At 30.5% G+C, this 7,293-nt stretch carries 10 protein-coding genes; 9 read left to right on the top strand and 1 reads right to left on the bottom strand.

Translation table 11 applies throughout. The features are described 5' to 3' along the window. Positions 1–146 precede the first annotated feature (146 nt). The 9 genes from deoC (at position 147) to ACIQ2I_RS06620 (ending at position 6,252) form a co-directional block, all read left to right on the top strand. Positions 147–890, top strand: a complete 744-nt coding sequence (gene deoC / locus ACIQ2I_RS06660) for a deoxyribose-phosphate aldolase (RefSeq protein ID WP_396181650.1) — start codon at positions 147–149, stop codon at positions 888–890. 94 nt (positions 891–984) lie between these two features. Continuing rightward, the gene (gene cyoE / locus ACIQ2I_RS06655; RefSeq protein WP_396181651.1) at positions 985–1,893 is read left to right on the top strand and encodes a heme o synthase; all 909 of its coding nucleotides are present in this window, start codon (positions 985–987) and stop codon (positions 1,891–1,893) included. A gap of 64 nt (positions 1,894–1,957) precedes the next feature. After that, positions 1,958–2,542 carry a heme-copper oxidase subunit III gene (locus ACIQ2I_RS06650; RefSeq protein WP_396181649.1) on the top strand — a complete coding sequence of 195 codons (585 nt, stop codon included), beginning with the start codon at positions 1,958–1,960 and terminating at the stop codon, positions 2,540–2,542. Between the two features lie 44 nt (positions 2,543–2,586). Then, positions 2,587–3,573, top strand: a complete 987-nt coding sequence (locus ACIQ2I_RS06645; RefSeq protein ID WP_396181648.1) for a cytochrome c oxidase subunit 3 — start codon at positions 2,587–2,589, stop codon at positions 3,571–3,573. 21 nt (positions 3,574–3,594) lie between these two features. After that, positions 3,595–3,945, top strand: coding sequence for a cytochrome C oxidase subunit IV family protein (locus ACIQ2I_RS06640; protein ID WP_396181647.1), 351 nt, complete (start codon positions 3,595–3,597; stop codon positions 3,943–3,945). 86 nt (positions 3,946–4,031) lie between these two features. Next, complete coding sequence (locus tag ACIQ2I_RS06635) at positions 4,032–4,724, top strand: hypothetical protein (protein ID WP_396181646.1); 693 nt, start codon at positions 4,032–4,034, stop codon at positions 4,722–4,724. Positions 4,725–4,757: 33 nt separating this feature from the next. Beyond that, complete coding sequence (locus ACIQ2I_RS06630) at positions 4,758–5,384, top strand: SCO family protein (protein WP_396181645.1); 627 nt, start codon at positions 4,758–4,760, stop codon at positions 5,382–5,384. Between the two features lie 18 nt (positions 5,385–5,402). Beyond that, entirely contained in the window at positions 5,403–5,984 is a 582-nt protein-coding gene (locus ACIQ2I_RS06625) for a DUF420 domain-containing protein (protein WP_396181644.1), read from the top strand. Between the two features lie 109 nt (positions 5,985–6,093). Further along, positions 6,094–6,252 (top strand): hypothetical protein, encoded by a 159-nt coding sequence (locus ACIQ2I_RS06620; RefSeq protein ID WP_291242275.1) that lies wholly within the window; start codon positions 6,094–6,096, stop codon positions 6,250–6,252. A 162-nt stretch (positions 6,253–6,414) separates the two neighbouring features. On the opposite strand, the gene ACIQ2I_RS06615 is transcribed toward ACIQ2I_RS06620, so the two are convergent. Further along, a partial coding sequence (locus ACIQ2I_RS06615) for a DUF4403 family protein (RefSeq protein WP_396181643.1) occupies positions 6,415–7,293 on the bottom strand: 879 nt, incomplete at its 5' end.

Raw genomic sequence — 7,293 nt, 5'->3', positions numbered from 1 at the left:
ACAGGGTTTTTGATCGGTATGATATTGTAGCAAATGCTTTAGGCGCTATTACAAGTTTATTTATAGTAAAATTTTACAATGCAATACAAAACAAAAACATCTCACATTAGTTGAGATGTTTTTTTTTTAATCAATAAATTAAAATAATGAATATCAAAGACTACTTAGATTCGACGTATTTAAAAACTGCCGAACAAGCGGGCGTTTCTGAAAAAGAAACCAATCAAATTATTCATGATTTTGTCCAAGAAGCCATTGAAGAGAAGTATAAGTTAGTCATGCTTCGCCCAGATAATGTTGCTTTTGCAAAAAAACAAATTGAAAAAGCACAATCAAAAGTATGTATTGGAACAGTAATAGGTTTTCCAGAAGGTACTTCAAGTATAGAAGAAAAAATTAGCGAGGCCATACAAGCAATCAAAGATGGAGTGGACGAACTTGATTTCGTAATTAATTTTGAAGCCTTTAAATTAGGTGATATTGATTTAGTGAAACAAGAAGTATTACAAGGAACTAAATTAGCGGTAACGCATCATAAAAAAATAAAATGGATTATTGAAATTGCGGCATTAAATGGCGCGCAAATTATTCAATTGACTTCATTAATAAAAAATGTAGTAGTTGCTAATTTTACTGAAAAAGATTTTGAACATGTTTTTATAAAATCGTCAACTGGATTTTATCAAACAGCAGACGGCTCGCCAAATGGCGCTACGATTGCTGCAATTATAGCCATGTTAGAAAACGCCTTCCCTTTACAAGTTAAAGCTTCTGGAGGAATTAAAACAAAAGAAGAAGCGATTGAAATGATTAAATTAGGGGTAAAAAGAATAGGAACTTCTGCTGCAAAATCTATTTCAGATGGCATATTAATTTCAGAAAAGTACTAAAACATTCTGAAGCTATTTTTTATTAGTTTTAATATTTTGAATTTGCCCGGTAAGTATTGCTAAAAACAAAATCTTCTTACTATCTTTGCAATCGATTAAAAATTTACTTTTGAAAACAACTACGATAAACGTAAAATCAATTTTTTTAGATTTTAAAGAAATTACCAAAGCTGGCTTAGCAGTTAGTGTGGTTTTTTCCTCTATTGTAGGTTATTTATTGGGTTTTTCAGTAAAACATCCTTTTAGTGTTGTTACTTTATTCTTGTTAGCAATTGGCGGTTATTGTATGGTTGGTGCCTCAAATATTTTCAATCAAGTTATAGAAAAAGATTTGGATGCGAAAATGGATAGAACCAAAAACCGTCCCCTACCATCAGGCCGAATTTCTGTAAACAAAGCCTTAATTTTAGGTTTTATAATGACGTTTATTGGTTTGATCGTATTGTATATTATCAATCCAAAAACAGCCATGTTTGGTGCTATTTCTATATTCATGTACGTAAGTTTGTATACACCATTAAAAACACTAACGCCATTATCTGTTTTTGTTGGTGCATTTCCAGGTGCCATTCCATTTATGTTAGGTTGGGTAGCCGCTACGGGGAATTTTGGAATTGAAGCAGGAACCTTATTTTTAATTCAGTTTTTTTGGCAATTTCCACATTTTTGGGCTATTGGTTGGTTCTTATTTGAAGACTATGAAAAAGCAGGGTTTTTTATGCTGCCTACCGGGAAACGCGATTCTAAAACAGTAATTCAAATTATTTTATATACCTTTTGGTTATTGGTTGCATCTGTTTTACCAGTATTTGGTTTCACAGGTGAATTGCAATTGTCTGTTGTAGCTGCAATTGTGGTTTTCTTACTTGGTTGTTGGATGCTGTTTTACACCATACAATTATATAAAAATAGAGAAGCAAAAACTGCAAAAAAATTAATGTTAGTTAGCGTAACTTACATAACTTTGTTGCAAATTATATACGTGATTGATAAATTTGTATAATTCAAGAAATTAACAATAAAGAACACAAAATTTCTACATTAAAAATGTGTTTAAACAGATAAAAATGAAAAGCATTACAGAACAAGAAGCTTACGACAAAAAAGCAAAAACATTTAAAATGCTATTGTATTTTGCTATGATAAGCATAATAATGATTTTTGCAGGATTAACCAGTGCGTTTGTGGTAAGTAAACAACGCCCAGATTGGTTAAAAGAATTAGAAATCCCTATTACTTTTACCTATAGCACAATACTATTGCTTATAAGCAGTATCACGCACTTTTTGGCTAAAAGAGCCATAAAATCAAACAAGCATTCTTTAACAAAAGTATATTTATTACTTACTTTAGTATTAGGATTGACATTTGTGTATCTTCAATTTAAAGGATTTGATTTATTGTTTAATCAAGGGCTTGTTCCTTTCGGTTCTTCAAGTAAAGTTACGGTCTCTTTTTTGTATGCTTTTGTGTTTGTGCATGTAGCACACTTACTTGGAGGTATGATTTCATTAATTTATGTAATTTATAATCATTATAAACAAAAATACAATTCTTCGCAATACCTTGGTATTGAGCTAAGTGGCATCTATTGGCACTTTATGGATTTTATTTGGGTTTACTTGTTTTTATTTTTCTATTTTTTCAAATAGAAAAAAATCAATAAATTTGAAAACTTTTTAACAACAACTATTATATGAGCGCTACGGTTAATAATGAACACGCTTTAGACGGAGGTCCTGGACCAATGGGAATCACTTACGGTAAGATGATGATGTGGTTTTTCATCGTATCAGATGCATTAACCTTTTCAGGTTTTATAGCTTCTTACGGATTTTCTAGATTTAAATTTATCGAAACTTGGCCAATTGCCGATGAGGTATTTACTCACTTTCCATTTTTACACGGTGTAAATGCACCTATGTATTATGTGGCATTGATGACATTTATCTTGATCTTTTCATCTGTAACCATGGTAATTGCTGTGGATGCGGGTCATAAATTACAAAAAACAAAAGTGGCTATTTACATGTTACTTACAGTAATTGGTGGTTTTATGTTCTTAGGTTCACAAGCTTGGGAATGGAAAAATTTCATCAAAGGGGAATATGGAGCTGTAGAAACTTCTGGAGGTGCTATTTTGCAATTTGTGAAAGCAGATAAATCTGAAAAAACAGGATACAAAAGAGTTAAATTAGAAGAATTTGCTGCTACTTTATCTGAAGAAAGAGAGCAATTAACAAGAGAAAAAGGGGTTTGGTTTATGGAAGAAGACCATGCTTTACCTAATTATTCTGTTAATGAAGTAATGGCGGGTTTTAAAGCGCATCCTGAAATTTTGGTTAGAACCGAATTTATCACAAAGAAAAAAGAAAAAACAGTACTTTCTCGCACAGAATCTGAAACTAGATTGAAAGATGCAATTTTAGTAGTAGAAGGCGCTAGCTTAATTAGAAACGAGTACGGACATAAATTATTCGCAGATTTTTTCTTCTTCATAACAGGTTTCCACGGATTTCACGTTTTTTCTGGCGTTTTGTTAAATATCTTGGTGTTCTTTAATGTATTATTAGGTACATACGAAAAAAGAAAAAGTTATGAAATGGTTGAGAAAGTTGGTTTATATTGGCACTTTGTCGATTTAGTATGGGTGTTTGTATTTACATTCTTCTATTTAGTTTAATTTTTAGTAAAAATAAATATTATGGCACACGCACATGAATCTAATATGAAAAGAATCTGGACCGTTTTCGGAATCTTATCTGTAATTACAACTGTAGAAGTATATTTTGGTATTACAAAACCAGAAGCTTTATTTTTAGGAACATTCTTAAGAATGAGTTTACTAAACTGGTTATTTATTATTTTAACAATCGTAAAAGCATACTATATTATGTGGGCTTTTATGCACTTAGAAGGCGAAAAGAAAAGTTTGAGATGGTCTGTTGTTGCCCCATTAGTATTCTTAATTTTATATTTATGTTTCATTATTTTAATAGAAGCAGATTATATTTTCGAAGTCTTCAAAAATTCTCATTACAAATGGATTTTTTAATAAAATAAATTATAATAATCCCGTTCCGAATCATATTGGAACGGGATTTTTTTTATCTTTGTATCTCAATAGTTAATTTTACTGAAGTGAAAAAATATATCGTATTAACTGTACTCTTCATTTTGCCCATAGTGGCTTACATGTTTTTCGCAACAGCCTCTCATAATTCCTTATTCCTGCCAATTATTTCAAAAAATCATGCTGAACTTTCAAATCAATTTGTTTCATTAAATGGGGAGAAAGTGGTTTTAGACAAAAACATAACCGTTTTAGGGTTTCCGGGAAGTAATATTGAAGAGGTAAAAGCTAATTTATTTAACTTAAATCAAAAAATTTACAATAAATACGAAGGTTTTAAAGATTTTCAAATGGTAATGATTTTACCAGATGGCAATCAAGATAAAATTAAAGCGATTATGTTAGAGTTTAGAAGATTATCTAATGATTTGAAAAACTGGCATTTTCTTTTCGCAAAACCAGAAGCCATTCAAGCATATTTCAATACGTTTAATTTTAAAAACAAATTAGACACTTTTACAGCCACTTCTTTTGTTTATATTATAGATAAAGAGAAAAACTTGAGAGGAAGAAAAGGACAAAAAATTAAAGGAAAAGTGGAATATAGAGAATGTTATAACACTATCTCTGCTGCAGAATTACACAATGAAATGTCGGATGATGTAAAGATATTACTTCGCGAGTACCGATTGGCACTTAAAAAGAACAAACGTAAAGATGATTTTAGAGATAAAATTGAACAAGAAGTAATTAAAAAGTAAACAGCTTTTTGTGAAGAGTAACAAATTAAATTTATGAAAAAAAACTCATATATCGGAATATCATTTATTGTTTTATTGTTCGGGATTTGGACCGTAAAAGAATTGACAGAAAGATTTAAAGATAACGGTTTAGAAAAATTAGCTAAAGTCCCTTCTTTTGAACTTACAGATCAAAATGGTAAGAAAATTTCAGAGAAATCTTTCATTGGCAAAGTATATGTGGTTGAATTTTTCTTTTCTTCTTGTCCAACAATTTGCCCGAAAATGAACCAAAACATGTTACAATTGCAAGAAAGTTTTTATGGCGACTTAAATTTTGGAATCGCTTCAATCACTATAGATCCTGAAAATGATACAGCAGCCGCCTTAAAAGAGCACGCTAAATCATTAGGTGTAAAACATTCGAATTGGCATTTTTTAACAGGTGATTATGAGTATATTATGAGTATTGCCAATAAAGGGTTTAATATCTTTGCTGGTAAAAATGATAAAGTACAAGGTGGTTTCGAACATTCAGGACTTTTTGCTCTAATTGATAAAGAAGGAAATATCAGATGTCGAAAAGATAAATTTGGTAACCCAATTATGTATTACGATGGCCTTGAACAATCAGGAATTGATGCCATTAAAGAAGATATCAAATTATTATTAAAAGAATAAAGATAAAATTTAACGATCATGGAAAATAACATCGAAACAAAATATAACAAACTAATAACAGCTGTATCTATTATTATTCCAATCGCAGTAGCTGCTTTATTTGGTGTAAATTTAAGAAAATTAGGCTATGATGTAGAACCATTAAACTTTTTACCACCTATTTATGCTACCATTAATGGAATTACTGCCGTTTTATTAGTAGTAGCTGTATTAGCAATTAAAAACGGGAAAAGAAAACTACACGAATATTTGATGAAAACAGCAATAGCTTGTTCTTTAGCATTTTTGTTAATGTATGTGGCGTATCATATGACTTCTATTTCTGCAGTTTTCGGCGATACTAACCACAACTCAATTTTGGAAGAATCTGAAAGAGTAGCTATTGGTTTTGAAAGAATTAATTACTTATTTATTCTAATTACACACATTTCACTTTCAGTAATTATTATTCCGTTAGTATTAATTACCTATGTAAGAGCTTTATCAAAACGATTTGATAAGCATAAAAAATTAGCGAAAATTACCTTTCCTATTTGGTTATATGTAGCCGTTACGGGCGTGGTAGTTTATGTAATGATTGCGCCTTATTATGTTAAGTAACGGAAATAGTCAAAAGTCAAAAGTCAAAAGTCAAAAGTATGTATTAACTAATGTTTGTTTTTTACTTTTTACTTGTTTGTTTTTTCTTGAAGGAAACGCACAATGCGCCATGTGTAGAGCTTCTTTACAAAACGAAGCCAACAAATCTGTTGCCGAAGGTGTAAATGACGGAATTGTTTATTTAATGGCCATACCCTATATTTTAGTTGCAGGTGTATTTTACGCAGTATGGCGATTAAAACAAAAGAAGAAAGAAGTTAAAGCATAAATCTTCAAAAAATTAACACAATGTTTGTCTCCCTGAAAGGGTTTCACTTAACGTTGTTCAATTCAACTAATAAGAGATGCTTTCAGCATGACAAACGATGAGGATAATTATTTTCTAGATAATTTTGCCTTATGCCTTAAGCCTTTTACCTTATCCCTAAACCTATTCCATTCCGTCAATTATAATTTTCATAGCACCTGTTGCAGTGATAAATGCTACAATACCATTTTCGGAAAGTTCCATTTTTTCAAACACAAAATCGTTTAATTTTCCATTTATAAAAACACCTTTCATTGGAGAATAATTGTTTAAATAAGGCAGCATGTTTTTCTTTCCTTCCTCTAAATTAGGTTGAATAGAATATTTACAACTTTCTTTAATTTTACTCAAAATCACACCTTGTAACAACCAATTTGCAGTCTTTGTTAAAAGGCCTTTTGTGTTTAAAACGTAATTCATTTCTTCAAAATAAATTTCTTTTGTTTCCGAATTATATTTTGGAATTCCTGCCAAATAAATGGTTCCGTTTACTGATCCAAGCATATCCAAAGCAATAATCATTTTGCCATCTTTATACCATAAGGTTACTTTTTGAACAGTAATTTTTCTTTTTCCAGAGCCAAATTCTTGTCCCATGAAATTTTTTGTCATAATTCTACTTGCACTTTCGTAAGTAGAAACGGCAGCCACAGAAGCATTGAAATCAGACGGAATTTTAGCAACTGCTTTAGAAACTATTTTAGATTTATCAAAACCGCTTTTTGGTTTTTGTCCAATTAAGGTTTGCATTTGGCATTTTAAACCTAAATTCATTGTAATTTTAGAATTGCTCAAAACTGCATTTGAACTATAAATTTCATTTGGAACCAATTTAAACCAAGTTTCATATGTTTCATTTGCCATAAAAGGCGTAGAAAGTGTTTCTAAAACTTGCATCACTTGGGTTTTAAAGTCGCAACTTTTATTTATCGCCTCATCTATCATCTTAGCTATTCTACCTTTAAATATCGATAAAGTAGGATTGATGATATATGTAATTGG

It is taken from the genome of Flavobacterium sp. (assembly GCF_044368995.1).
GTDB lineage: Bacteria > Bacteroidota > Bacteroidia > Flavobacteriales > Flavobacteriaceae > Flavobacterium.
Note: the sequence above shows the minus strand (reverse complement) of the source record. Positions and strands in the feature narration are given on the sequence as shown.

Coding starts and splice junctions, on each gene's coding strand:
- deoC (WP_396181650.1), top strand. CDS start 147: ATGAATATCAAAGACTACTTAGATTCGACGTATTTAAAAACTGCCGAA.
- ACIQ2I_RS06650 (WP_396181649.1), top strand. CDS start 1,958: ATGAAAAGCATTACAGAACAAGAAGCTTACGACAAAAAAGCAAAAACA.
- ACIQ2I_RS06645 (WP_396181648.1), top strand. CDS start 2,587: ATGAGCGCTACGGTTAATAATGAACACGCTTTAGACGGAGGTCCTGGA.
- ACIQ2I_RS06640 (WP_396181647.1), top strand. CDS start 3,595: ATGGCACACGCACATGAATCTAATATGAAAAGAATCTGGACCGTTTTC.
- ACIQ2I_RS06630 (WP_396181645.1), top strand. CDS start 4,758: ATGAAAAAAAACTCATATATCGGAATATCATTTATTGTTTTATTGTTC.
- ACIQ2I_RS06625 (WP_396181644.1), top strand. CDS start 5,403: ATGGAAAATAACATCGAAACAAAATATAACAAACTAATAACAGCTGTA.
- ACIQ2I_RS06620 (WP_291242275.1), top strand. CDS start 6,094: ATGTGTAGAGCTTCTTTACAAAACGAAGCCAACAAATCTGTTGCCGAA.